Annotated in this window: 1 protein-coding gene; it reads left to right on the top strand. The window is 39.0% G+C overall.

The window, feature by feature from the left end:
* Positions 1–15: 15 nt before the first annotated feature.
* Positions 16–1,355 (top strand): IS3 family transposase gene (locus CH76_RS13800; RefSeq protein WP_152553352.1). Its coding sequence is split into 2 segments (ribosomal slippage), with 1,341 coding nucleotides annotated over them: positions 16–469 and positions 469–1,355; the frame shifts between segments, so codons are not numbered across the junction. This gene is flagged as partial in the annotation.

Genomic DNA, 1,355 nt, shown 5'->3' on the forward strand with positions numbered 1-1,355 from the left:
GGAGGTGCATTTTTTATGGCTAAATTTACAGCTGAAGAAAAACTACAAGCTGTTCTAAGGTATATGAACGGCAATGAAAGCTTCAAAACAATTGCTCAATCAATCGGGGCTGATGAAAAAAATATTCGGGTTTGGAAGAAACAATACGAACATAATGGTGCAGAAGCATTTGTAAAACGATATACAAATTATTCAGCACAGTTTAAACTAGACGTACTAAACTTCATGATTGAAAACGGTACGTCCTTAAATGAAACAGCAGCTATCTTTGGCATAGCAGCTCCATCCACTATTCTACAGTGGCAAAAACAGTTTGAAACAAAAGGATTCGATGGCCTTCAATCAAAGAAAAAGGGGCGTCCATCCATGAAAAAAGAAACAAATAAACAACTAAAACAAACACCAGTAGAAGGCTCACCAGAAGCACTTCAAGCAGAAATCAATCGGCTACGTATGGAAAACGAGTATTTAAAAAAGTTGAACGCCTTAGTTCAAGCCAAGGAAAAATCACCAAAGAAGACAAAGTAAAGGTCATCTATGAATTAAGGCATAACTACCCGGTGAAGGCGCTTGTGAAGTTCGCAGGCATTCCACGTAGCACATACTATCATTACGTCAAGAAGATGCATCGACCGGATCCAGATGCCAAACTAAAAGATGATATTCAATCGATTTATGAGGAACACGAAGGTCGTTATGGCTATCGTCGTATTCGCGATGAGCTCGCGAATCGTGGACAAAAAGTGAATCATAAAAAGGTGCAACGCATCATGAAAGAACTTGGTTTAAAGTGCGTAGTGCGTATGAAAAAATATAAGTCTTATAAAGGGACAGTCGGTAAAATTGCGCCAAATATTTTAGATCGCAACTTTACAGCTGAAGCCCCAAATGAGAAGTGGGTAACAGATATTACGGCGTTTAAATTATTTGGCGAAAAGCTCTATTTATCGCCTGTTTTAGACTTATTTAATGGCGAAATTATCACGTATACAATCGGCTCAAGACCAACCTATTCGTTGGTTTCTGAGATGTTGGAGAAGGCGTTAGAGCGATTACCAGCGGAACACCAGCTACTGATGCATTCCGATCAAGGCTGGCATTATCAAATGAAACAATATCGCCATGCGCTCCAATCGAGAGGCATTGTGCAAAGCATGTCACGTAAAGGGAACTGTTATGACAATTCGGTGATGGAGAATTTCTTTGGCATCATGAAGTCTGAATTCCTTTACTTAAAGGAATTTGAAAGCGTCGAGCATTTTAAAAAGGAACTTGAAAACTATATACACTATTACAACACGAAACGCATGAAGGCAAAATTAAAAATGAGTCCGGTGCAATACCGAACTCATTTT

The organism is Lysinibacillus sp. BF-4 (assembly GCF_000743635.1).
Lineage (GTDB): Bacteria > Bacillota > Bacilli > Bacillales_A > Planococcaceae > Metalysinibacillus > Metalysinibacillus saudimassiliensis.